Source organism: Sulfitobacter sp. IGS-18 (genome assembly GCF_059628195.1).
Genome location: NZ_CM184556.1, coordinates 1,464,099 through 1,486,718 on the forward strand (window position 1 = coordinate 1,464,099; position 22,620 = coordinate 1,486,718).

The window sequence follows — 22,620 nt, forward strand, 5'->3', positions numbered from 1 at the left end:
GTATTTCCGGCATAACGACGCGGCGGCGCGTGCTCTGGTCAAGGGGCGGTGGCTGGGCTATGTGAAGCGTGCCAGACGTGAGGACATGCGATGAATTACGAGACACCGGGACCCGTGGAAGAAGGGCTGTCTTCGGCCATTTCCCCGATTGAAGAGATCATCGAGGAGGCGCGTCAGGGGCGCATGTTCATCCTGGTCGATCACGAGGACCGCGAGAATGAAGGCGATCTGGTGATCCCGGCGGTCCATGCCGATGCGGATGCGATCAATTTCATGGCAACACACGGGCGCGGGCTGATCTGCCTGCCGATGACGGCGCAGCGGGTTGCGACACTGGGGCTGCCGATGATGGCGGTCAACAATTCCTCCCGCCACGAGACGGCCTTTACCGTCAGCATCGAGGCGCGCGAGGGGGTCACGACGGGCATTTCCGCCGCCGACCGCGCGCGCACGGTTGCCGTGGCGATCGACGAACAGGCAGGCGAGGCGGATATCGCCACGCCGGGCCATATCTTTCCCTTGCGCGCCCGCGATGGCGGCGTGCTGGTGCGCGCGGGCCATACGGAGGCGGCGGTGGACATCAGCCGCCTTGCAGGGCTGCATCCCTCCGGCGTGATCTGCGAGATCATGAAGGATGACGGCACCATGGCGCGGCTGCCCGACATGGTCGAATTCGCGGCCAGACATAACCTCAAGATCGGCACCATCAGCGATCTGATTGCCTATCGCCACAAGCATGACAACCTGCTGGTGGAACGCGACGTGCGGCAGGTGACCTCAGCCTATGGCGGCGACTGGCAGATGCGCATCTTTGCCGACAAGATCACCGGCACGGATCATGTGGTGCTGGTCAAGGGCGACATCACCACGCCGGAGCCGGTGCTGGTGCGGACCCATGCGATCAACGCGCTGGAAGACATTCTGGGCCTTGGCCCCAGCCCCGCCGACGAACTGCCCCGCGCCATGCAGATCATCGCCGAGGAGGGGCGCGGCGCGGTGATCCTGTTCCGGGACCCCTTTCCGCGGCTGCGGCTGGACGAGGATGACGAGGACAGCCCCCGCACGATCAAGCGCACCGGGCTTGGCGCGCAGATCCTGTCGGAACTGGGATTGCACCAGCTGGTCCTGCTGACCGACAACCCCGAAACCCGGTATCTGGGCCTTGATGCCTATGCCATCGAAATCGTGGGCACGCGCCCCATCACGGAAGGGTAGAACATGGCTTCTTCGCAGCAACATACGGTCCTGCCGCGTCCCACATTCGATGCACCGGTCAAGGTGCTGATCGTCGTGTCGCCCTATTACAGCGATATTGCCCAGGGGCTGCTGGACGGCGCCAAGGCAGAGCTGGAGGCGGCGGGTGCCGCCTATGAGGTGGTCGAAATGCCCGGCGCGCTGGAAATTCCCACCGCCATCGGGATCAGCGACCGGCGCAGCAACTTTGACGGATATGTGGCGCTGGGCTGCGTGATCCGGGGCGAGACGACCCATTACGAAACCGTCTGCAACGACAGCAGCCGTGCGTTGCAAATGCTGGGTTTGCAGGGGCTTTGCATCGGCAATGGCATCCTGACGGTAGAGAACAAGGCCCAGGCCGATGTGCGCGCCGACCCTGCCGGCCAGAACAAGGGCGGCGGCGCGGCGGCGGCGGCCTTGCATCTGATCGCGCTCGGCCGTAAGTGGGCGCAAACCAGCAAAGGCATCGGCTTCAAACCGCGCGGCGAAGATACGCTGATGGCGGGGGAGGCCGACGGAAACAACATCGCATGAACACGTCACTCTCCGGCAATCAGAAGCGCAAGATGAAATCGGCGGCACGGCTTTATGCCGTGCAGGCGCTGTTCCAGATGGAACATTCCAGCCAGACCGTCGAGGTGGTGCGCCGGGAATTCCTGGAACACCGCTTTGGCGCGGTCTACGAGGGCGACGAAATGCAGGATGGCGACATCGGCCATTTTGCCGAAGTCCTGGAAACGGCCGTGAACTATCAGGCGGCCATCGACCAGATGACAGACCGCGCGCTGGTGGCCAAATGGCCGATCGCGCGGATTGATCCCACCCTGCGGGCCTTGTTCCGCGCCGCCGGTGCGGAATTGCGCGACACCGGGACACCGCCTCGGGTGGTGATCACCGAATATGTCGATGTGGCGCGCGCCTTCTTCCCCGAGGGCAAGGAGCCGAAGTTCGTCAATGCGGTGCTGGATCACATGGCACGCGAGGCGCGGCCCGAGGCGTTTTGATCTCGCTAACCATGCGGTTCGAAAGAGACGCGCCACTTTACCAGTTCTGAAGGTCTTGGCCCTATCAATTCTCCCATAGGCTGTGTGGGGCAGCACCATTTTGGGGTGAGATGATGACGACACTGATCAACGTAATCCGCAACCGCAGCGCAAAGATCGACCTGCATGCCGACAAACGGCCAAGACGCGCGGTCACGCGCGACGAGATCCAGCGCCTGTTCCGCGAGGAACTGGGCGTTCGGGCGGTCTGAAATTCGGGTGGGACGGGCGGCGGCAGCCTTTGGTCTTGTGTGACGGGACCACATCTGCCGGTCAGTATTTATTCCCGAGGACCTGTATGTACAGGTGGGCGCCAGGTAACCGGACCAGGGCCCGGACAGAGCCAGCTCCCTCGGATTTGCTTAAGGCCACTGGAATGTAACGTCTCACGAACAGGGCAGAACCCGCCACTCCCCTGAGATAGAGGCGGCGGGGTCAGTCGGCAAGGGGCCGTCTCTCAATCCCCGCCGATTTCCTGCACGAAACCATAGGCGCGCAGTTCTTCGGGCAGCAGGACATAGATTTCGTCCGGGGGTGTCACCAGCGCATGCTGCATGACCAACGGGTTGATGCCCATCTCTTGCAGATAGCCCATGACCTCGCCCTGGCCGCGCTGGATGTTTTCCACGGCAACAAAGGCGGGCAGGATCGTGCTTTCGCCAAAGTAATGCTGATGCACGCCGACGGAGCCGCCTTCGGGAATATCCCGGCTGACCCCGGCAGCCAGCACATAGGGGCAGGCGGAATAGCAGATGTCGCCGTCGCGCATCGCGGTATTCAGACCGGCAGCGCGCAGTTTGCGCCCCAGTTCCAGCGCATCGCGTACCGATCCGCCGGGGGAGTTCAGGATCACCCCTTCGGGGGGCTGCGCCAGCTCCTCGATCTGCTGGGCAATGCGCGCGCCGTCGCCTTCGCTGATTGTCCCTTCCAGCAGGATCGTCTTGCCCGCCTCTATCGCGGTCAGGACCAGCCGGTCGGGCAGGGGCGTGTCGGGCATCGGGCGGCCCGGTGCCGGGGCGCGGTCGGGGCGGTAGCGGCGGGTCTGGTCGCCGGGCCGGATCGGTTCGGTCAGCGATGGCGCACGCGGGCCAAAGCCGGGCAGGCTCAGCCCGTCGCGCAGATCGCCCCAGAACAGCAGCAGGCCCAGACCCAGCTGAAAGATCAGCACCCCCGTCAGGATCCGGGCGACGGGGTTGCGGCGGATGGTGCTCATGTGGATTTCAGCGGCGTTACCCGCACGGGTTCCTGCGGTTCGGCGATCTCCCGTGACGGGTCGCGGGATGGCGCTGCCGGGGCGCCTGCCGTCTCCATATCGCGCATCGCGGCAAGGGCGGCGCGGATCTCGGCCAGTGTCAGCGTATCCTCGATCGCTGCCCCCTCGCGGCCCGAGCGGATGGCGGTCTGGGTGATGGCAAGGATGAAGACCAGCACCGCAGGCAAGAGGTCAATCGCGATGGCGCCTGCCCAGGAGGGCACGAAATTGCGGGCATAGAGGATCACCGCATCGGCGCTGGAGATGGGCGTATAGGTGGTTTCACTGGGCGGCGGCATCGCCAGAACGGCCTGTGCCGCGCGTTCGAGCGTGGTGGCGCGCTGCGCCAGCACTTCGAGCACCGAGGTGATTGTCGCCCCCTGTGCGCCCCGGTTCTCGGCCGTGCTGCCGTCGAGCTCGGGCAGGACGACCGAGGCGGAAAGATCCTGTGCCGCGCGTTCCACAAGCGAGGCGACGGAGAGCTGGCGCAGCTGGGTGATCAGCCCGGCCAGCCGCACCGCCTGTTCGGAAAATTCAACGGAACGTGCCTCGACCGGGCCGGGTTCGACCGTCAACGCGCGCATCCGGCTGAGGATCTGGTTGCCCTCGGCAAAAGCGGTGGCCACCAGCGGAGTCTGCGTTGCGATCTGCGATTCAAGCCCCGAGAGTTCGGCGGATTTCTGCCGCAGCACCCGGAACACCGCCCCGCGCCCTGCAAGACCTGAGAGATTGCCGGTGGCCTCCTGCTCGCTGAGATCCTCGAAGGACTGGCGCACGCGGGCCACGTCACGCTCAAGCCCCTGTGCCGACAGGGCAATTTCATGGGCGCGTTCCAGCGATCCCTGATAATCCTGCACGGTCTTGGCCAGATGCTGTTCCACCGCCGCAGACCCGGCGAGGGCGGCGGCGTTCAGCCAGCTCGACATGGCGATGATGGCAAGTGATCCCAACCCCATCGCCCCCAGCAGGCCAACGCGGGCGCGGGCGGTGCGCACCGCAGGAAAGAGCCGTAACATATAGGACCAAAAGACAAAAATCCCGACCGACACAGCCACTGAATAGGCAATCGCGGCAAAGGCGGCCATCGCCCCGTTGTCATCCAGCAAGGAGGATACACCGAGGTAGGTATAGATCCCCGAGGCCACCGCCAGCACGCCAAGGGCGGTGCCGGAAAACGTGTCGAGCCAGGTCAGATGCCCCTCCAGCTCGCGCGCGTAACGCACGCCGCGCGCCCGTGCCTGATCCATCGGTTCCTGATCGTCCATGTGCTGCTGCTCCCACCTGCGTCCACCAGCGCACAAGATAGGGTGTGTCAGGTGGTTTTGCCATTGCCGGGGCCGGGGGCTTGCAAATGTTCACGAAATGTTCATTATTTTCGCCATGACCCAGATCGACCTCACCCCGCCACCGCCCGCCCCGCAACCCGGCCAGCTTTTGGCGCGGGGGGTGTGCAGGCACATGGCGAGCCATGGTTTTGCCTGTGTGGAGGAACTGGTGCCTGCCCGGGGGTTGCGGGTGGATGTGATGGCGCTGGGGCCCAAGGGCGAGGTCTGGGTGGTGGAATGCAAATCCTCCCGCGCCGATTTCATGACCGACCAGAAATGGGAGGGCTATCTGGAGTGGGCCGACAGGTTCTTCTGGGCCGTCGATGCGGATTTCCCCACCGAACTGCTGCCGGACGAGACCGGGCTGATCATCGGTGACGCCTATGGCGCGGAAATTGTCCGCATGGGGCCGGAAACCCGGCTGGCGCCCGCACGGCGCAAGGTCATGGTGCAGAAATTCGCCTTTTGCGCGGCGCGCAGGCTGCAGATGCTGCGCGACCCGGATATGCTGCCGGATTGGGGGTAGAGACCGGGGGGTAGAGGTTAACGCTTCTTGCCCTTGCCGCCGCGCGCGCGGTGGGCTGCGGCCATGATTTCCTCGGCAATCTCGACGGCTTCCTCGGGGGTGAAATCCATTGGCAATTCCACACCGCCACCTTCGACGAACAGCCGTACCATGCCCGCATCGGTTGGCCCGATCTGCAGGTTAGCCTCGATATCGCGTTCCGTATTGATTCCCATGGTCTTCTCCGCCGATGATGGGATGCAGGGCTATCCTGACAGGGCTTGCTTGGCAAGCGGCTGTCGCATCATCCTGTGCGCATGACAGAGATCGAGATTCGCAGATTCACCCCCGAAGACCGGGATTGGCTGGTGGAACAGCACGAGGTCCATTACGCGCGGGACGAAGGTTTCGACGCGAGCTTTGGCGTGCTGGTTGCGCAGATCCTAGATGATTTTCTGGCTGAACATGATCCAACCCGCGAACGAGGCTGGATTGCATGGCGTGCGGGGCAACGGCTCGGCTCGATTTTTTGCGTGCGGCTGGAGGAAGATACCGCGAAGTTGCGGCTGTTCCTGTTGACGCCGGATGCACGTGGCCAGGGGTTGGGGCGCCGGATGCTTGAAACCTGCATGGGGTTTGCCCGGGACGCGGGCTATCGGCACATGCAGCTCTGGACCCATGAATCACACCGCGCGGCGGGCGCGCTTTATGCCAGGAACGGCTGGACGCTGAACAGCAGCAGACCGGTTGTGTCCTTCGGGAAAGAGAATGTGGAGCAGGATTGGTCGATCACCCTTTAGGAATGGACCGGCAATCTGGGACCTAGTCACCCGGACTCAAAGTTCGGTTCATTGAATGCAGCTCTCAACGGCAGGTTCGCACCCGACACCGAGGGCGGCCATCCATTTGGCGGGGCATCTCCATTTTTCCATACTTCGCAGCATCTTGCGAGGTCGGAGTTTCGCACCCGCCCTGGGGGGCGGGGTCGGGTGCGAACCGGATCGCAAGCGATCCGGAGGCATGGGGAAATGGTGCGCATTTCGTTTCCGCCATACTAGGCCGTATTGACATTCATTATCGCCCACCCGCGCGAGACGGATTTTGCCGCTGGCGCCCTGATGTGAGCGCAGCAATGTGATCATTGGAAGCGAACATCCGGGATGGCAGAGGCAAAATCCGCCGCGCCCCGCAGGGGGTTCGCCAAAATTGCCCATTTCTGCGCAAAGAGAGCTTGAAAAAGCTGGCTATTCCGCGCTCTCTTGCCTGAAACTGAGCAATTTTGGCCAGAAACGGGTGGGCGATAATGAATGTCAGCACGACCTGGGGTCTTGCATTCCCCGACCTGCTTGGCTAAATCGGCGCCAGTGCCGCCTTAGCTCAGTTGGTTAGAGCGCTTGATTGTGGATCAAGAGGTCCCTGGTTCGAGACCAGGAGGTGGTACCACCCCCCCCCCGCCCGCCAGACGTGATCCGTTAGACCCTTTGGTCTGTTGTGACCTGAACGGGACACCGGGTTGAGAGGCTTGGGGCTTTGCCCCAAACCCCGGAGGTCTTTCAGGCATAAAGTAATCAGGGGGATATGATGTCCACCGTCTGGGTGATCTTGCCGGTCAGCCGGTCGAAGATCAGGATCTGATCCTGATCGGTCACCACCGCGTACCAATGGTCGCCTTGGGTGAAAGCGCGGGCGGCGGCTCCGCCCGGCAGGCTGATCTGATCGGGCAGGTCGGGGGCCCTGTTGCCAAGGCGGGTGACAAGCAGGCCGATCACCACTAGAACGCCGCAGATCATCACCACGGTCAGCACCGTCACCAGCCGCCGCAGGAACCGCAGGTTGGCCGGTTCTGTCATATCGTCATCGGAATCACTCATGTCGCACCGGACCATCACCTTTATCCTGGCGGACAGCCCGCCACCGCGCCTTGATAAGGCGCTGGCCCGCGATGTGCCAGCGCAAGCGGCGCTGTCGCGCACCCGGCTGTCGCGGCTGATCGAACAGGGGGCGGTGCGGGTGGATGGCCAGGTGCTGCGCGACCCGCGCGCCCAGGTGCAGGCCGGCGCACAGGTGGAGATCGGGGTGGAAGAGGCGGAGGAAAGCCACATCCGGCCCGAGGCGATCCCGCTTGAGATCCTCTTCGAGGATGCCGATCTGGTGGTGGTGAACAAGCCCGCAGGCATGGTGGTGCATCCCGCACCGGGCACCCCGTCAGGCACCCTGGTGAATGCGCTGATGGCCCATTGCGGTGACAATCTGTCCGGTGTGGGAGGCATGAAGCGGCCCGGCATCGTTCACCGGATCGACAAGGACACCAGCGGCTTGCTGGTGGTGGCCAAATCGGATGCCGCCCATCACGGGCTGGCCGCGCAATTCGAAAAACATACGGTAAAGCGGTATTATCAGGCGCTGGTCTACGGTGTGCCGGAGGCCAGCGATCCGCGTCTGCGCGGGGTCAGGGGGGCATCCTTCGAGCCGGGGAACATCCTGAAACTGACCACCCAGCTTGCCCGCCACCGCACCGACCGGCAGCGGCAGGCGGTGCTGTTCCAGGGCGGGCGCCATGCGGTGACCCGTGCCCGCACGGTAGAACGCTTTGGCACCCCGCCGGTGCTGGCGCTGATGGAATGCTGGCTTGAGACCGGGCGGACGCATCAGATCAGGGTGCATATGACCCATGCCGGTCACGCGCTGGTGGGCGATCCGACCTATGGCGGCAAGCGCAAGCTGCCCAAGGCGGCGCTGCCCGAAAGCACCGCGGAAGCGGTGCGCGGCTTTGCCCGGCAGGCGTTACATGCCGCCGTGCTGGGGTTTGACCATCCGGTCACGGGCGAGGCGGTCCGCTTTGAAGCGCCGCTGCCTGCGGATATGGCCGATCTGCTGGACCTGCTGCGCCCGGCGGGATGACGCGCACAAGCGCGTGACCGGGTTGAAAGATTCCTTTTTCTTTACCTTTCTTGTGGCAATCTAAAGAAAACCGGCGCTGGTTTGGAAAAAACCGGCGCGGGCCGACTTGAAACACCTGTTAGCGCTGACCATATGGATGTTAAGGCCTTAAACATAACTGTAGAACAGGCCCCCCGAGACTGGGAAAGGGACAATTGATGGCAAATTATGCAAATCTGCCGGCACCGACACCTGAAGGCGGGCTGAACCGCTATATGCAGGAAATCCGCAAGTTCCCCCTGTTGGAACCTGAAGAGGAATACATGCTCGCCAAGCGGTGGGTGGAGGAACAGGACACCGAAGCCGCGCATAAGATGGTCACCAGCCACCTGCGTCTGGCCGCAAAGATCGCCATGGGCTATCGCGGCTATGGACTGCCGCAGGCTGAGGTGATTTCCGAGGCGAATGTGGGCCTGATGCAGGCGGTGAAACGCTTTGACCCTGAAAAGGGCTTCCGCCTTGCCACCTATGCGATGTGGTGGATCCGGGCGTCGATTCAGGAATATATCCTGCGGTCCTGGTCGCTGGTAAAGCTGGGCACGACCTCGGGTCAGAAAAAGCTGTTTTTCAACCTGCGCAAGGCCAAGAACAAGATTGGCGCGCTGGAGGAGGGCGACCTGCGCCCCGAGAACGTCAAGACCATCGCGACCCAGCTGGGCGTGACCGAGGCCGAGGTGATTTCGATGAACCGGCGGATGTCGGGCGGTGACGCCTCGCTGAATGCCACCGTCGGCTCCGAAGGCGAAGGCACCATGCAGTGGCAGGACTGGCTGGAGGACGAAGACGCCGACCAGGCAGGCGATTATGCCGAGCGGGACGAGCTGGAAACCCGGCGCGAAATGCTGGGCGAGGCGCTGGAAGTGCTGAACGATCGCGAAAAGGACATCCTGACCCAGCGCCGGTTGAGCGATGAGACGGTGACGCTTGAGGACCTTTCGGCGCAATATGATGTCAGCCGGGAGCGGATTCGCCAGATCGAGGTGCGCGCCTTTGAAAAGCTGCAAAAGCGGATGCGTGACCTGGCCCGCGAAAAGGGCATGATGGCCGACGCCTGAGCGCTGCCTGAACAGTAACAGACCCCCGCAGCACCCGCTGCGGGGGTTTTTTCTTGTCTGAACTTGTGGTGACAGGCCAATGCGGTAGGCTCCGCCGAAACAAGGATCGGAGAAGACATGACCCATTTGCGTTGGGGCGTCCTGGGGGCGTCGAATTTTGCAAGGCAGCACATGGCCCCCGCCATTCACGCCGCCAGAGGCGCGGAGTTTTCGGCACTCGCCACCTCTTCGGCGGCAAAGGCGGAGGGGTTTCGCGATTTTGCGCCCGGGTTGCGGGTGCATGACAGCTATGAGGCCTTGCTGGCGGATGCGCAGGTGGACGCCGTCTATATCCCGCTGCCGAACCACCTGCATGTGGCATGGACGGTCAAGGCGCTGGAGGCGGGCAAACATGTGTTGTGTGAAAAGCCGCTGGGGCTGAAAGCGGCGGATTTCGAGCCTGTCATTGCCGCGCGGGACCGGACCGGGCTGTTCTGCGCCGAAGCCTTCATGATTACACATCACCCGCAGATGCGGCGGGCACGGGACCTTCTGAAGGAGGGCGCGCTGGGGAACCTGCGCCATGTCAACGTGACATTTTCCTTCTACAACGACGATCTGGGCAACATCCGCAACCAGCCTGATGCGGGCGGTGGCGCCTTGCCCGATATCGGTGTCTATGCCTGCGGCGCGGCGCGCTTCATCACCGGGGCGGAGCCCAGGGAAATTTCCTATGCGGGGATCGAATTCCAGCATGGCGTCGATACCACCGCGCGGATCGCGGGTGATTTTGGCGATTTCACCTATGGCGCCATCGTCTCCACCCGCATGGCCCCGCGGCAAGAGATTGTCTTGCATGGTGACAAGGGCATCCTGCGGCTGTCCTGCCCCTTCAACGCGGGCGTTTTCAATCAGGCGGAACTGCACCTGGAAACCTCGGCCAGCAGCATCACCGTGGAACGCTTTCCGGCGGTCAATCACTACGTCCTGCAGGTCGAGGCCTTTGGCCGCAGCGTGCTGGAGGGGGCAGAGTACCCCTGTTCGCTGGAATTCAGCCAGGGCACGCAGCGGATGATCGACATGATCTATGCCGCGCGCAGGGCCTGATCACTTCAACCGGGCGCGCAGCACGCGGATCATGTTGCCGCCCATGACCTTGGCAATCTGATCCTCGCTGAGCCCTTCATCCAGAAAGGCCTGGGTCAGTGCTGCCAGTTCCGATGTGTCGAAGGCGGTGGTGACCGAGCCGTCAAAGTCCGACCCAAGGGCCACGTGATCCTCGCCCAGCAGGTCGATGGCTGTTCGCGTCATCCTGGCGACCCCGGCGGGGGTGAAATCGCCGCAGGTGACCTCATCCCAATAGCCCATGCCGATCACCCCACCGGTGGCGGCAATCTCGCGCATCAGATCATCCGGGAAGTTGCGCGGCGTTTCGCAATGGGCGGTCACGCCGCTGTGGCTGACGATCAGGGGGATGTCGGTGATTTCAAGCACGTCGCGGGCAACCGCCGGGCTGGAATGGGCGAGGTCCAGCACGAGGCCGCGCTGCGCCACCTGTTCGACAACCGCGCGGCCAAAGTCCGTCAGCCCCTGATTGCCCTTGCCATGCAAGGACCCGCCCAGGGCGTTGTCAAAGAAATGTTGCAGCGCGATGACCCGGTGGCCCGCCGCTTCGAGCTTGTCGAGGTTGGCAATGTCACCCTCCAGCGGATGCGCCCCTTCGATCCCCAGAATGCCGCCAACGACCTTTTGGCCTGCGGCACGGTCCGCCAGCAGGCTGTCCAGATCGGCGCGCGTGCGGATGATGCGGAACTGGTCGGGCAGGGCGGCTTCGACCGCTTCCAGCTTTTCCGCCTGATACAGCGCGCGTTCCAGCAGGCTGTTCCAGGTGCGCGGCGGCCAGAGCTGACCGATGGCCAGCGCGGTCACATTGTCAAAGGCTTCCGCCGAATTCTCCTCGTAATTCTGACCGGCGGGGGATTTGGTCACGGCGGTAAAGACCTGCACCGCCACATTGCCTTCCAGCAGGCGGGGGATGTCGACCTGGCCGTAATCGCTGCGCTGGCTCAGGTCGCGGTTCCACAGCAGCGGGTCCGCGTGCAGGTCGCCGATGACCAGCCTCTCGTGCAGGGCGCGTGCGGCGTCGGACACGGGGTAGGGGTCATGCGGCACAACGGCATTGCGGGATTTCTCGACATAGGCGGGGGCGAAGGCGAAAAAGCCGATCAGGCCCACCGCCACCAGCACCAGGATGACGACAAGAAGTCTTTTGACGATACGCATGGGGGCCTCCGGCTGTTGTTCCTGACAGGTTAACATCCTTCGGCCCGACGCATAGGGGTGACGTGGCGCGACGGGGTGCTATTCTGTGCCTGACATCGGAGGAATGAACATGGCCGGAGGATGGGCGCGCGACGGCGCGGTATCGGAACAGATCGAAGCCTCGATCAACGACGAACTGGCACGGCTCAGGGCGCGGAAGGTGCCGCAGGGCGAGAGCCTGACGCATTGCGCGGAATGTGAAGAAGAAATTCCCCAGCGGCGCCGCGAGGCGCTGCCGGGTGTCAAACTTTGTGTGGATTGCGCCCGGGAACGGGCGGCACGCACGGCGGTGCGGGGCGGGATAAACCGGCGGGGTTCGAAGGATTCGCAGTTGAAGTGACCGGTCTGCGGCGCCCCCGCAGCCGTCGCCACAGCGGCACGACATCAAGCGCCGCGATGTAAAAGCCGGCGGGCAGCATCCACAGGCCCAGAAACGGCAGGATGCTGAACACGCCGCCGATCATCAGCAGGATGCCAAGGACCAGGCGCAATCCGGGCGGCACATGCAGGCGCACCCAGATCAGCACCCGCAGGATGCGCCGTCTGACCTGTTTTCTGTAAAACTGTCGCAGCCCGCCGGGCATATTCTGCGCCTTTTCCCGATCAGTCTTCCATGGCTTCCAATTCGTCGATGAACCCTTCGATCATCGACAGGCCCTTGTCCCAGAACGCCGGGTCCGAGGCATCCAGCCCGAAGGGGGCCAGAAGCTCCTTGTGGTGTTTGGACCCGCCTGCCTTGAGCATGTCGAAATATTTCTCTTCGAAACCTTCCTCACCCTCGGCATAGACGGCGTAAAGCGCGTTCACCAGACCGTCGCCAAAGGCATAGGCATAGACGTAGAAGGGCGAATGCACGAAATGCGGGATATAGGCCCAGAAGGTTTCATAGCCTTCCATGAATTCAAAGGCCGGGCCCAGGCTTTCCGCCTGCACCGACATCCACAGCGCGTTGATGTCGTCGGGCGTCAACTCGCCGCCGCGCCGGGCAGCATGCAGCTTGCATTCGAAATCGTAAAAGGCGATCTGGCGCACAACCGTGTTGATCATGTCCTCGACCTTGCCCGCCAGCAGCACCTTGCGTTCGGCCTGTGATTTCGCCCCGTCCAGCATCTTGCGGAAGGTCAGCATCTCGCCAAAGACGCTTGCGGTTTCGGCCAGTGTCAGCGGGGTGGAGGACAGCATCTCGCCTTGTCCCGCCGCCAGCACCTGATGCACGCCATGGCCCAGTTCATGCGCCAGGGTCATCACGTCGCGCGGTTTGCCAAGATAGTTCAGCATCACATAGGGGTGCACATCGGTCACCGTGGGATGCGCAAAGGCCCCGGGTGCCTTGCCGGGTTTCACACCCGCGTCGATCCAGCCCTTGCGGAAGAACGGCTCGGCCAGGTCGCCCATGCGCGGATCGAAGGCATTATAGGCCTCCATCACCATCTTTTCGGCCTGCGCCCAATTGACGATACGGGGGTCTTCCATCGGCAGGGGCGCGTTGCGGTCCCAGACCTGCATCTTGTCCAGACCCAGCCATTTGCGTTTCAGTTCATAGTACCGGTGGCTGAGGCGCGGATAGGCATCGACCACGGCATTGCGCAGCGCCTCCACCACTTCCGGCTCCACATGGTTGCTGAGGTGGCGGCCGGTCTGGGCCGTCTCCATGCCGCGCCAGCGGTCGATGACTTCCTTTTCCTTGGCCTGGGTGTTGTGTACCCGGGCAAAGGTCTTGATCCGGTCGGCAAACACTTCTGCCAGCGCGCGGGCCGCCGCCTCGCGGGTGTCGCGGTCGGGGTCGGTCAGCAGGTTCAGCGTGCCCTCGATGCCCAATGTGTCGCCCATCACCTCGAATTCCAGGCCCGCGATGGTCTCGTCAAAGATCCGCTCCCAGGCGTCGCCGACGACACCAAGGTCGTGCAGGAAACGCTCCAGCTCGTCCGACAGCTGATAGGGTTTCATCGCGCGGATGCGGTCGAAAACGGGTTTGTAGCGCGCCAGATCGGCATTCTGCGCCAGCAGCCCGTCCAGGTGGTCGTCGGGCAGCTTGTTCAGTTCCAGCGTGAAGAACACCAGCGGCGTGGTGAAATTGGTGATCTTTTCCTGCAGGTCGGACATGAACTTGGCCCGGCCCGCATCGGTGGTCAGCTGGTAGTAGCGCAGCCCGGCAAAGGACATGATGCGCCCGGCGATCTGGTTGATCTTTTCATTGCGCAACACGCAGTCCAGCAGCCCGGCGGCGTCGAGATCCGCCAGCTTGCCCTCGTAATCACCGGCAAAGCTGGCGCAGGCCCCTTCCAGCCAGTCGAGATCGCGTTTCAGTTCCGGCGCATCCTCGCCGGTATAGAGGTCGCTCAGGTCCCATTCCGGCAGGTCGCCCAGGTTCTTGTTGCCGCCGGTGGCGTTAGCGTCATGGACGGGGAAGGGAAGCTGGAACATGTGAGTGACCTTGTGTTGATTTGCCTATTACCTAAGACGGGTGAGGCGCGGGGACAAGGCGGGGGAGGCTGTCTGCCTCCCCCGAACCCCCACCGAGGAATATTTGAGGCCAAAAAGAGAGCCTACAGCATCCCGCCTTTAACCTGATACATCCGGTATCGTCGATGTCCCGAGAGCGCGAAGCGCGGCAGGGTATCGGCGCTTCAAGGTTAAGGCGGGGCGCTTTAGCCATATTGCCGCAGCATTTCGTTCAGATCGTCGAGCGTATTCGCTTCCTGCAGGGGTTTGTCCTGCCGCCAGCGCTTTATCCGGGGAAAGCGCAGGGCGACGCCTGACTTGTGGCGCGGGCTGGGCTGGATGCCTTCAAAGGCAATCTCGAAGACATGATGCGGGGTCACCTTGCGGACCGGGCCGAAACGTTCCAGCGTGTTCTTGCGGACCCAGGCGGTGATCTGGCGGAATTCCGCGTCGGTCAGGCCGGAATAGGCCTTGGTGAAGGGCACAAGGTCATTGCCGTTCCAGACCGCAAAGGTGAAATCCGTGAACAGATTGGCGCGCCGCCCGGACCCCGATTGTGCATAGATCATCACCGCGTCGATGGTCAGCGGGTCCAGCTTCCATTTCCACCAATCGCCCTTCTTGCGCCCCGCCAGATAAGGGCTGTCGGCCCGTTTGAGCATCAGCCCCTCGGCCTGCGCCGCCCGTGCGGCGGACCGCTGTGCGGCAAGCGCGTCCCATGCGTGGAAGGGGATCTGCGGCGACAGGCGGATCGGGGCATCAGCGGGCAGGGTGGCGCAGGCCGCTTCCAGCAGGGCGCGGCGGTCGGCAAAGGGGCGGTGGCGGATGTCCTTGCCCTGCCACTCCAGCAGGTCGTAGGCGTGCAGGACAACGGGCACCTCGGCCAGCAGCTTCTTTGGCACCGTCTTGCGCCCGATCCGGGCCTGCAAGGCGTTGAAGGAGGCGGGTGCCGCGGCAGCGGGCAACCAGACCAGCAATTCACCGTCCAGCACCGTGCCGGAAGGCATATGGTCGATGGCGCGGGCAAGTTCGGGAAAGCGGTCCGTCATCAGCTCTGCGCCGCGCGACCAGACGTAATATTCGCCGTCGCGCAGGATCAACTGGCCGCGGATCCCGTCCCATTTCCATTCCGCGCGCCAGGCGCCGGTGTCGCCCAGCCCCTCCGGTCCCTCCTCCAGCGCATAGGCAAGATAAAAGGGATAGGGGCGCGAGGCATCGGCAGAGGCATCTGCCGCCTCGATCAGCACGTGCCAGGTGGTGTCATCGGGGTGCCAGTTGCCCATCAGCCGATGCGCCAGCTCTGTCTCGGGCTTGCCGGTGGCCCGGGCCAGGGCGCGGGTCATCAGTTTCTGGCTGATGCCGACGCGGAAACCGCCGGTGATCAGCTTGTTGAACAGGAACCGCTCGGTGCCCCCGAGAGCCGCCCATGCGGCAAGGACAAAGGCCTTGCGCTCCGGTTCCGACGCATCGGCAAGGCCGCGCAATTCGGTGATCCAATGGGTCAGGGAACGGTCATCGTCAGAGGGGTTCGGCGGCAGCACCAGCGCGATGGTTTCGGCCAGATCGCCGACAACGGCATAGCTGTCCTCGAACAGCCACAGGGGGATGCCTGCCAGCTCGGCCGCCCATTCGCGCAGGCGGGTGGTGGTGACCGCGCGCTTGGGTCGGCGGCCGGAAAACAGGGCGATTGTCCACAGGCGGTCCGCATCTGTCGCATCGCCAAAGTAATCGGCCAGTGCCGCGACCTTCACATTTGTTTTGGTGCTTTGGTCGATGGTGTTGAAGAGCTGCGCGAACCGCTTCATGTCGCCTCTCCGGCATCGAGAGTCTCGCCTTCGAACTGTGTCGGGATGACCTGAGCCTGCCAGCCGTTTTCGTTCAGGTAACGGGTGAAGACATCCGTGTAACCATGTGTTACATATATGTTTTCAGCGCCGGTTTCCGTGATGGCCGACAGCAGCCCGGACCAATCGGCATGGTCCGAAATCACAAAGCCACGGTCGCCTGCGCGCCTGCGGCGCACACCGCGCAGGGCCATCCAGCCGGAGGCAAAGGCGCTTTCCTGCGGACCGAACCGCCGCGCCCATTTGCTGCCAAGCGCCGAGGGCGGTGACACCACGATCGCACCCGGATGCTGTTTCGGATCGACCGCATCGGTGGCATGGATGGTGGCGGGCAGGCGCAGCCCCTGATCGCGCAATACGGCATTGGTCGCCTCCACCGCGCCATGGGTCAGGATCGGGCCAATCTCAGGGTCCAGCATCGACAGCAGGCGCTGCGCCTTGCCCAGGGCATAGGCCCCGAGAAAGGCAGTCTTGCCCGCGGCGGCGCAGGATGCCCACCAGTTGTTGATCTGCCCGGCGACATCGCGCTGGGGCATCCAGCGGAACACCGGCAGGCCAAAGGTGCTTTCGGTGATGAAATGGTGGCATTTGACCGGTGCGAAGGGTTCGGAGAACCCGTCATCGACCAGCTTGTAATCGCCCGAGACCACCCAGACCTCGCCGCCCAGGGCGACCCTGATCTGTGCGGATCCCGGCACATGCCCGGCGGGGTGAAAGGACACATCCGCGCCGCCGATCCGGCGGGTCTCGCCAAATGCGATGCCTTCGGCGCGGATGTCACCCAGACGATGGCGCATGACGGGCAGGGCGGCATGGGTGGCCAGATAGGACCCCATGCCGCTGCGGGCGTGGTCGGCGTGGCCATGGGTGATCAGCGCACGCTCCACCGGCCGCCAGGGGTCGATGTAGAAATCGCCAGCGGGGCAATAGATGCCTTTTTCGGTGAATGTCAGAACCTTTGTGCGTGCCATGCCAGCCAATATAGCTGGCACCTGCGCCTTAGCGAGTCACCGTGCCCAGAAACAGCTTTTCCATACCGTCCATGATGGCGCTGCGCTGGCTGTCGGAGCCCATCAGGATCTCGTGTTCGGCGCCCTCGACCATTTCCAGCCGTCCGCCCTTCCAGCTTGCCATCCTTGCATGCACATGGGGGGTATTCACGATACGTTCGTTGGTGCCCAGCCAGGTGACGGCGGGCAGGCTGGGGGCAGCGCGGCCCGCCAGATGCTCGGTCTCGGCCAGGGCCTCGCGCAGCCAGATGTAGCTGGGGCCGCCGAGGGAGAGTTCGGGATGCGCGCGCAGCTGGTCGCGCATCATGTCGTACATCTGCGCGTCGGTGGTCAGCATGTTGTCGTCGAAAGGCGCGGTCAGCACATAGGGCTCCTTGACCGTGCCGGGGGGCAGGCCGTGGCCCAGCCCGAAACGCGGCATGTTGCGGGCAAGGATCCCGGCGAGAAAGCGCAGCTGCGGCTTGATGTAGATGCCCCACATCGGCCCGGTAAAGGCGGCAGCCTGAACCCCCAGCCCCTCCATCACGGCGCGCAGCCCGATGCAGCCGCCCATCGAATGGGCCAGCAGGAAGTAAGGCCGGGGCAGGCCAAGTTCGCGCGCCGCGCGCATCATTGCCGCCACGTCCTTCTGATAGTCGGAAAAGACCTCGACATGGCCCACCAGCGGGTCGTCGATCAGCCGGTCGGCCAGCCCCTGACCGCGCCAGTCGACGCTCATCGTGGCCAGGCCGCGCGCAGCGAATTCGCGGGCGGTCACGCCATATTTTTCAATATATTCGGTCCGGCCGGGGAACAGCAGCACGGTGCCCCGCGCATGGTCCAAAGGCCAGGAACCCACCCTGATCCGCTTCCCGTCGGAGGTCATGGCCCAATGGGCCTGACCGCCGTCAGGTCCCGGCATCACATCCGTAAAAAGGGGGGCGGGTTCCAGCTGCATCAGGCCAGGACAGAGGCCAGTTTCATTGCCATGCCCATGTCGCCGTCAACGGCCAGCTTGCCGGACATGAAGGCGGCGGTGGGGTTGGTATCCCCTTCGAGAATCGACTGGAAGGTGTCGGCATCCGCGCTGAGGGTCACATCCGCTTCTTCATCCCCTGCGCGCGCGCCGGTGCTGTCCATCATGATCGCGCCTTCACCCTGGATGTCGAACTTCGCGGTGCCGTCAAAATCAGCCGCGCTCAGCTTTTCGTTCAGGATCGCAACGGCTTGGTTCACAATATCGCTCATTTCGGGCCCTTTTTGGCAAATTGGCTCCGACACGTCTGGATTTGCGGCGGCAGCCTGTTACATTCACTTTTGTTATGCGTATGTTCAGCGTCAACCTCAAACGTCACCTTACGGCACTTGGCACACTAGTGTTGCTTAGTGGCATGACTGTGGCAGATACCGTGCCCCCCGAACTGCTGGAGAAACTGCGCACCGCGCCCGAAGGCGAGGCACCACGGGTTGCCCGCGAGGTGGAAACCACCTGGGGGCGGTCCGGTTCTGCGGCGATGGACCTGTTGCTCAAGCGGGGCCGCGACGCGATGGAGCAAGGAGACTACCTTCTGGCGATTGATCATTTCACCGCGCTGACCGATCATGCGCCGGATTTTGCCGAAGGCTATCACGCGCGGGCAGAGGCGTTTTTCAGGGCCGAACGTTACGGCCCCGCCCTGGACGATCTGGAACGGACCCTGGCCCTGAACCCCCAGCATTTCGAGGCAATTTTCGGTTTTGCCGTCATGGTTCAGGAGTTCGGCGACCTGCGCCGCGCGGCTGACCTGTATCGCCGTGTGCTGGCCATTTATCCCCACCATCCTCATGCGGGCGAGGCCTTGACACGGCTGCAGCGCGACGGGATCGGGCGCGAACTCTGATCGGAGACATCTCGTGGCGAGTGATGCGCGGATCGTGGCCGTTCTGGGCCCGACCAATACCGGCAAGACGACCTATGCCATCGAGCGGATGCTGGCGCACCGGACCGGGGTGATCGGCCTGCCGCTGCGCCTGCTGGCGCGCGAGGTTTATGACCGTATCGTGGCACTTCGCGGCCCTTCGGTGGTGGCGCTGGTCACCGGTGAGGAACGCATCGTGCCGCCCCGCACCCAGTATTGGGTCTGCACGGTCGAGGCGATGCCGGAGGGCATGGGAGCCGATTTTGCCGCCGTGGACGAGATTCAGCTTTGTGCCGATCCCGAGCGGGGCCATGTCTTTACCGACCGTCTGCTGCGCATGCGCGGGCTGCACGAGACGCTGTTCATGGGCTCGGATACCATGCGCGGCACCATCGCGGCGCTGGTGCCCAAAGTGCAGTTCATGCACCGCGAGCGCATGTCAGAATTGATCTATTCAGGTCAGAAAAAGATAAGTCGCATGCGCCCACGCAGCGCGATTGTCGGGTTTTCGGTTGAGAATGTATATGCGATTGCCGAGCTGATCCGCCGCCAGAAGGGCGGTGCGGCAGTGGTGATGGGCGCGCTTTCCCCCCGCACGCGCAACGCGCAGGTCGATATGTACCAGAACGGCGAGGTCGATTTCCTGGTGGCGACCGATGCCATTGGGATGGGGTTGAACCTGGATGTGGATCATGTCGCCTTCTCCAGCCTGACCAAGTTCGATGGCCGCCGGATGCGCCAGCTGGCCCCCAATGAACTGGCACAGATCGCGGGCCGCGCCGGGCGCGGGTTCAAATCCGGCACATTCGGCACCACCGGCGATGCCCCGGCACTGGATGATGCGGTGGCGCGGGCGATCATGGATCACCAGTTCACCCCGCAGAACAAGATCAACTGGCGCAACCACGCGCTGCAGTTCGGCTCCATCGACCGGCTGATCGAAACGCTGGAGGCAAAGCCCGAGGACGAACGCCTGGTCCGCGCGCGCGAAGCGGATGATCTGCGCGCGCTCAAGGCGCTGGGGCAGGTGATCGAAGTGTTCGCCCGCGCCAGTGACGGGCCATCAGTGAAATTGCTCTGGGATGTCTGCCGCATTCCCGACTTCCGCGGCATCAGCCATGCCGAACATGCCGACCTTCTGGAACGCATTTTCTGCGACCTGCACCAGTCGGGCCGCATCCCCGATGACTGGCTCGCGCGACAAATCAAACGCATAGATCGAACCGATGGCGACATTGATGCGTTGTCAAAGCGACTGGCGTTTATCCGCACATGGACCTATGTGGCGCAACGCAAAGGGTGGACCGGAGACGAAAGTCATTGGCGCGGGGCAACCCGTGTCGTAGAAGACCGACTGTCGGACGCCTTGCACGAACGTCTGACCCAGAGATTTGTAGATCGGCGCACATCCGTGCTTTTGCGCCGGCTAGGACAGAAGGAAGCCATGGTGGCCGATGTAAACGAGACCGGTGAAGTTACTGTTGAAGGTGAATACGTAGGCAAGCTGGACGGGTTCCGTTTCCGCGCCGACAAGGGTGCCGGCGGGGCGGAGGAAAAGACCATCAAGTCTGCCGCCCTTCAGGCGCTGGCACCGCAGTTTCATCTGCGGGCGGATCGGTTCTACAACGCCCCTGACACGGAAATCGACTTTACCGAGCAGGGCGGCCTCATGTGGGGGTCTTCTGCAGTGGGCAAATTGGTGCCGGGCAGCGATGCGCTCAAGCCGCAGGTCGAGGTTTTTGTCGATGACGTGGCCGGACCCGAGGTTGTCCAGAAAGTGCAGCGCCGGTTGCAGCATTTCATCGACCGCAAGATTGCAGCATTGTTCGAGCCGCTGTTGTCGCTGGCGCGGGACGAGGCGCTGGCCGGGCTTGCCAAGGGCTTTGCCTTTCAGCTGGTCGAGAATTTCGGCATCCTCCCCCGTGCCCAGGTTGCCGAAGATGTGAAGGCCCTGGATCAGGATGCCCGTGGCGCGCTGCGCAAACATGGCATCCGCTTTGGCCAGTTCACCATTTTCATGCCGCTGCTGCTGAAACCCGCGCCGACACGGCTGCGGCTGGTGCTGTGGTCCCTGGCGAAGGGATTGAACGAATTTCCTGAATCGCCCCCGCCTGGCCTGGTCACGATCCCGGTCGAGGCGGATGCGCCGCAGGGGGCCGACACGATGTCGGGGTATCGCAATGCCGGGGCACGTGCGATCCGCATCGACATGCTGGAACGGCTGGCCGACATGCTGCGTGGCGAGGATTCGCGCGGCGGCTTCGAGGCCAAGGCAGACATGCTGTCGATCACCGGCATGACGCTGGAGCAATTTGCAGAGCTGATGCAGGGTCTGGGCTACAAGGCCGAAAAGGGCGAGCGGGAAAAGGTAAAACCGGTCGATATGACAACGCCGAAGGATGGCGCGCCCAAGGTCACGGAGGAGCCTGCCGAAACACCCGACACGCCGGTGATGGATGTGGCGGCGGAAGAACCCGCAGGCGGAATCACCGCAGAGCCCGCAGCAGAGGCGCCGGCCGATGTGCCGGAACCCGTGGCCGACATGCCCGATGAGGGCACCGCCCCGGTGGCGGCGGATGTGCCCGAGACGCCGAAGGCGGAAGAGCAGATCCCCCAGGTCTCCGAAGGCGAGACACCGCAGGGAACCGCCGCCGATGCAGGCATCGCGGCACCGGAAACCGAAGTCTTCTATACCTTCACCTGGGGCCGCGCACCGCGTGCCAACACCAACCAGCGCCGCGGCGGGGCCGGGGGCGACCGGCCCAAGGGCAAGGGCAAACCCCGCAAGGGTGCGCCGCGCGGCGACAAGGGGGCAAAGGCGCAGAACTTCTCGGCGCGTCCCCCCAGGAAGGAAAAGCAGATCGACCCGGACAACCCCTTTGCCGCAGCCCTGATGGGGCTGAAGGACAACAAGTAAATGTCAGAACCCGCGCCGAAACTGCGCGTGGACAAATGGCTGTGGCAGGCGCGGTTCTTCAAGACCCGCTCGCTGGCTGCGGCGCGGGTCTCTGACGGGGCGGTGCGGATCAACGGGGTGGTGACGACCAAACGGGCCAGCATGGTCGGCGCAGGCGACGTGCTGACCTTTGCCACCGGCGATCATGTGCGCGTCATCCGGGTGGAGGCGCTGGGGACAAGACGCGGCCCGGCACCCGAGGCGCAGGGGCTTTACACCGACATGTCCCCGCCAGCCCCCCGATCAGAGGACAAACTGCCTGAAAATCCGGCCTTTGACGGAAAAGGTCGCCCGACAAAGAAGGACCGGCGCATGCTTGATCTTTCTAAGTCCCGGCACCTTGAATGATCCCTTGCGCTGATTTACTCAGACCCTCAGCGACCCTGACAGAGATCCCCGCATGACCTATATCGTCAACGATGCCTGCATTGCCTGTAAATACACCGACTGCGTCGAAGTCTGTCCGGTGGATTGCTTCTATGAGGGTGAGAACATGCTGGTCATCCACCCCGATGAATGCATTGACTGCGGCGTCTGCGAACCGGAATGCCCCGCCGATGCGATCCGCCCGGACACGGAGCCGGACATGGAAAAATGGGTGGAGTTTAACCGAAAGTATTCAGAGCTTTGGCCGGTGATCATCACCAAGAAGGATCCGCTGCCCGAAGCCGAGGAACGCGACGGCGAGACCGGCAAGCTGGAGAAGTATTTCTCCGAAAGACCCGGCGAGGGCGGGTGATTCGCAAAGTTTCTTCACCTGCAACATGAAGAAATGCCCGTAATCCGTTGTTATTTAAAGGCGCGCGTCAATGTTACCAAGGGTCATCTTTCGGA

25 protein-coding genes, 1 tRNA gene and 1 other RNA gene are annotated in these 22,620 nt (G+C 63.4%); 15 read left to right on the plus strand and 12 right to left on the minus strand.

Annotated elements, in window-relative coordinates; all coding sequences use genetic code 11:
* Window positions 1–90: 90 nt before the first annotated feature.
* From ribB to ACWNZ3_RS07000, 4 genes are all read left to right on the plus strand, one after another.
* Window positions 91–1,215, plus strand: coding sequence for a 3,4-dihydroxy-2-butanone-4-phosphate synthase (gene ribB, locus ACWNZ3_RS06985; protein ID WP_269365454.1), 1,125 nt, complete (start codon window positions 91–93; stop codon window positions 1,213–1,215).
* A gap of 3 nt (window positions 1,216–1,218) precedes the next feature.
* Window positions 1,219–1,770: a 6,7-dimethyl-8-ribityllumazine synthase gene (locus ACWNZ3_RS06990; protein ID WP_269365452.1), complete on the plus strand. Its 552-nt coding sequence runs from the start codon at window positions 1,219–1,221 to the stop codon at window positions 1,768–1,770.
* On the plus strand, window positions 1,767–2,240 hold the full coding sequence (gene nusB / locus ACWNZ3_RS06995) for a transcription antitermination factor NusB (RefSeq protein ID WP_496901664.1): 474 nt from the start codon (window positions 1,767–1,769) through the stop codon (window positions 2,238–2,240). The genes ACWNZ3_RS06990 and nusB overlap by 4 nt, the downstream gene beginning before the upstream one ends.
* A 113-nt stretch (window positions 2,241–2,353) precedes the next feature.
* Entirely contained in the window at window positions 2,354–2,491 is a 138-nt protein-coding gene (locus ACWNZ3_RS07000; RefSeq protein ID WP_496901665.1) for a hypothetical protein, read from the plus strand.
* Between the two features lie 41 nt (window positions 2,492–2,532).
* On the opposite strand, the gene ssrS is transcribed toward ACWNZ3_RS07000, so the two are convergent.
* The 3 genes from ssrS to ACWNZ3_RS07015 form a co-directional block, all read right to left on the minus strand.
* A non-coding RNA gene (ssrS, locus tag ACWNZ3_RS07005) (6S RNA) lies at window positions 2,533–2,686 on the minus strand.
* Window positions 2,687–2,736: 50 nt separating this feature from the next.
* Window positions 2,737–3,492, minus strand: a complete 756-nt coding sequence (locus ACWNZ3_RS07010; protein ID WP_269365447.1) for a COG3904 family protein — start codon at window positions 3,490–3,492, stop codon at window positions 2,737–2,739.
* Window positions 3,489–4,796, minus strand: a complete 1,308-nt coding sequence (locus ACWNZ3_RS07015) for a hypothetical protein (protein ID WP_269365445.1) — start codon at window positions 4,794–4,796, stop codon at window positions 3,489–3,491. The genes ACWNZ3_RS07010 and ACWNZ3_RS07015 overlap by 4 nt, the downstream gene beginning before the upstream one ends.
* A 115-nt stretch (window positions 4,797–4,911) precedes the next feature.
* Between ACWNZ3_RS07015 and ACWNZ3_RS07020 the strand changes: the two genes are divergently transcribed.
* Window positions 4,912–5,382, plus strand: a complete 471-nt coding sequence (locus tag ACWNZ3_RS07020; protein WP_269365444.1) for an MmcB family DNA repair protein — start codon at window positions 4,912–4,914, stop codon at window positions 5,380–5,382.
* A gap of 17 nt (window positions 5,383–5,399) precedes the next feature.
* Here ACWNZ3_RS07020 and ACWNZ3_RS07025 read toward each other — a convergent pair whose 3' ends face one another.
* Window positions 5,400–5,597 (minus strand): DUF6324 family protein, encoded by a 198-nt coding sequence (locus tag ACWNZ3_RS07025; RefSeq protein ID WP_274577495.1) that lies wholly within the window; start codon window positions 5,595–5,597, stop codon window positions 5,400–5,402.
* A gap of 81 nt (window positions 5,598–5,678) precedes the next feature.
* On the opposite strand from ACWNZ3_RS07025, the gene ACWNZ3_RS07030 reads away from it, so the two are divergent.
* Together ACWNZ3_RS07030 and ACWNZ3_RS07035 are read left to right on the plus strand one after the other, a co-directional pair.
* On the plus strand, window positions 5,679–6,161 hold the full coding sequence (locus ACWNZ3_RS07030; RefSeq protein ID WP_274577496.1) for a GNAT family N-acetyltransferase: 483 nt from the start codon (window positions 5,679–5,681) through the stop codon (window positions 6,159–6,161).
* A gap of 566 nt (window positions 6,162–6,727) precedes the next feature.
* A tRNA-His gene (locus ACWNZ3_RS07035) sits at window positions 6,728–6,804 on the plus strand.
* Window positions 6,805–6,929: 125 nt separating this feature from the next.
* Here ACWNZ3_RS07035 and ACWNZ3_RS07040 read toward each other — a convergent pair.
* Entirely contained in the window at window positions 6,930–7,232 is a 303-nt protein-coding gene (locus tag ACWNZ3_RS07040; RefSeq protein WP_269365438.1) for a DUF6476 family protein, read from the minus strand.
* Here ACWNZ3_RS07040 and ACWNZ3_RS07045 point away from each other — a divergent pair.
* From ACWNZ3_RS07045 to ACWNZ3_RS07055, 3 genes are all read left to right on the plus strand, one after another.
* The gene (locus ACWNZ3_RS07045; RefSeq protein WP_496901666.1) at window positions 7,231–8,262 is read left to right on the plus strand and encodes an RluA family pseudouridine synthase; all 1,032 of its coding nucleotides are present in this window, start codon (window positions 7,231–7,233) and stop codon (window positions 8,260–8,262) included. The two genes, ACWNZ3_RS07040 and ACWNZ3_RS07045, sit on opposite strands and share 2 nt — an antisense overlap.
* A gap of 197 nt (window positions 8,263–8,459) precedes the next feature.
* Window positions 8,460–9,356, plus strand: a complete 897-nt coding sequence (gene rpoH, locus ACWNZ3_RS07050) for an RNA polymerase sigma factor RpoH (protein WP_114273427.1) — start codon at window positions 8,460–8,462, stop codon at window positions 9,354–9,356.
* Window positions 9,357–9,473: 117 nt separating this feature from the next.
* Window positions 9,474–10,442 (plus strand): Gfo/Idh/MocA family protein, encoded by a 969-nt coding sequence (locus ACWNZ3_RS07055; protein WP_496901667.1) that lies wholly within the window; start codon window positions 9,474–9,476, stop codon window positions 10,440–10,442.
* On the opposite strand, the gene ACWNZ3_RS07060 is transcribed toward ACWNZ3_RS07055, so the two are convergent.
* Window positions 10,443–11,618, minus strand: a complete 1,176-nt coding sequence (locus tag ACWNZ3_RS07060) for a dipeptidase (RefSeq protein ID WP_496901668.1) — start codon at window positions 11,616–11,618, stop codon at window positions 10,443–10,445.
* A 109-nt stretch (window positions 11,619–11,727) separates the two neighbouring features.
* On the opposite strand from ACWNZ3_RS07060, the gene ACWNZ3_RS07065 reads away from it, so the two are divergent.
* Window positions 11,728–11,997: a DksA/TraR family C4-type zinc finger protein gene (locus ACWNZ3_RS07065; protein ID WP_274577508.1), complete on the plus strand. Its 270-nt coding sequence runs from the start codon at window positions 11,728–11,730 to the stop codon at window positions 11,995–11,997.
* Here ACWNZ3_RS07065 and ACWNZ3_RS07070 read toward each other — a convergent pair.
* From ACWNZ3_RS07070 to ACWNZ3_RS07095, 6 genes are all read right to left on the minus strand, one after another.
* A complete protein-coding gene (locus ACWNZ3_RS07070; protein WP_496901929.1) occupies window positions 11,900–12,241 on the minus strand; it encodes a hypothetical protein in 342 nt (113 codons plus the stop codon). The two genes, ACWNZ3_RS07065 and ACWNZ3_RS07070, sit on opposite strands and share 98 nt — an antisense overlap.
* A gap of 19 nt (window positions 12,242–12,260) precedes the next feature.
* Window positions 12,261–14,081: a M3 family oligoendopeptidase gene (locus tag ACWNZ3_RS07075; RefSeq protein ID WP_496901669.1), complete on the minus strand. Its 1,821-nt coding sequence runs from the start codon at window positions 14,079–14,081 to the stop codon at window positions 12,261–12,263.
* A gap of 224 nt (window positions 14,082–14,305) precedes the next feature.
* Entirely contained in the window at window positions 14,306–15,904 is a 1,599-nt protein-coding gene (locus ACWNZ3_RS07080) for an ATP-dependent DNA ligase (protein WP_496901670.1), read from the minus strand.
* Window positions 15,901–16,914 (minus strand): ligase-associated DNA damage response exonuclease, encoded by a 1,014-nt coding sequence (locus tag ACWNZ3_RS07085; RefSeq protein ID WP_496901671.1) that lies wholly within the window; start codon window positions 16,912–16,914, stop codon window positions 15,901–15,903. The genes ACWNZ3_RS07080 and ACWNZ3_RS07085 overlap by 4 nt, the downstream gene beginning before the upstream one ends.
* Before the next feature lie 28 nt (window positions 16,915–16,942).
* Window positions 16,943–17,890: an alpha/beta fold hydrolase gene (locus ACWNZ3_RS07090; protein WP_269365423.1), complete on the minus strand. Its 948-nt coding sequence runs from the start codon at window positions 17,888–17,890 to the stop codon at window positions 16,943–16,945.
* Window positions 17,890–18,180: an SCP2 sterol-binding domain-containing protein gene (locus ACWNZ3_RS07095; protein WP_269365422.1), complete on the minus strand. Its 291-nt coding sequence runs from the start codon at window positions 18,178–18,180 to the stop codon at window positions 17,890–17,892. The genes ACWNZ3_RS07090 and ACWNZ3_RS07095 overlap by 1 nt, the downstream gene beginning before the upstream one ends.
* A gap of 143 nt (window positions 18,181–18,323) precedes the next feature.
* Here ACWNZ3_RS07095 and ACWNZ3_RS07100 point away from each other — a divergent pair, with 143 nt between their 5' ends.
* From ACWNZ3_RS07100 to fdxA, 4 genes are read left to right on the plus strand one after another with little or no spacing between them, the layout of a single operon-like run.
* Window positions 18,324–18,812 carry a tetratricopeptide repeat protein gene (locus tag ACWNZ3_RS07100; RefSeq protein ID WP_274577522.1) on the plus strand — a complete coding sequence of 163 codons (489 nt, stop codon included), beginning with the start codon at window positions 18,324–18,326 and terminating at the stop codon, window positions 18,810–18,812.
* Window positions 18,813–18,825: 13 nt separating this feature from the next.
* Window positions 18,826–21,747 (plus strand): helicase-related protein, encoded by a 2,922-nt coding sequence (locus tag ACWNZ3_RS07105; protein ID WP_496901672.1) that lies wholly within the window; start codon window positions 18,826–18,828, stop codon window positions 21,745–21,747.
* The gene (locus ACWNZ3_RS07110; protein WP_269365415.1) at window positions 21,748–22,134 is read left to right on the plus strand and encodes an RNA-binding S4 domain-containing protein; all 387 of its coding nucleotides are present in this window, start codon (window positions 21,748–21,750) and stop codon (window positions 22,132–22,134) included.
* A 52-nt stretch (window positions 22,135–22,186) separates the two neighbouring features.
* Entirely contained in the window at window positions 22,187–22,525 is a 339-nt protein-coding gene (gene fdxA / locus ACWNZ3_RS07115) for a ferredoxin FdxA (RefSeq protein WP_269365413.1), read from the plus strand.
* Window positions 22,526–22,620: the final 95 nt, after the last annotated feature.